1 protein-coding gene is annotated in these 632 nt (G+C 65.0%); it reads right to left on the bottom strand.

The genetic code is table 11. The features are described from left to right. The coding region (locus tag AC1D0P_RS26910; RefSeq protein ID WP_477679527.1) for a TolC family protein at positions 1-632 on the bottom strand (632 nt) is incomplete at both ends.

Below are 632 nucleotides of genomic sequence, written 5' to 3' on the forward strand. Positions count from 1 at the left end.
CTCATCGACCGACTGGAAATAGGTCCTGTATTCCCGCGCCGCCGTGGCGGCGTCGGATAGCTGCCGATGAGCACTGTCGAGATGCACCAGGGCTGTCTCGACATCCTTGACCGCCGAGAGCACGCCGGCGCGGTAATTCGCATCCGCCAGATCGTAATCCGCCTTCGCCAGTTTGACGGCGGCACGACGCTGGCCGCCATCGAAGAGCGGCACCGACAGCGACGGCCCGAACGACCAGGGCAGGTTGGCGCCGGCCAGGCTGTTGTGGTTGAGCGTCAGCGATCCCGAAAGCGACAGGCTGGGATAGAGATCGCCCTCGGCCGCCCCTGCCGCGAACGCATTTGCCGCGACTTCCTTCTCCAGCGAATAGACGTCGGGCCGCTGGCGCAGCAGATCGGCCGGCACCGAGCGGACCGAGAAGCTGCGCGGCTGAGGGATGCGCTGCGGACCGCTTTTCAGGATATCGCGGACCTGCAACTCGTCACCACCGGCCAATTCTGCCATCGACTTGATCAGGACTTCGCATTCGGCTGCCTGTGCGGTGAGGGACGAGGATGAGCTCGCCGCACTCGCCCGCACAAGCGCCAAATCCGCCGTTGATTTCAGCCCTGTCACGGCGGAGAGCTCTGTTG

It is taken from the genome of Polaromonas sp. P1_G2 (genome assembly GCF_056405515.1).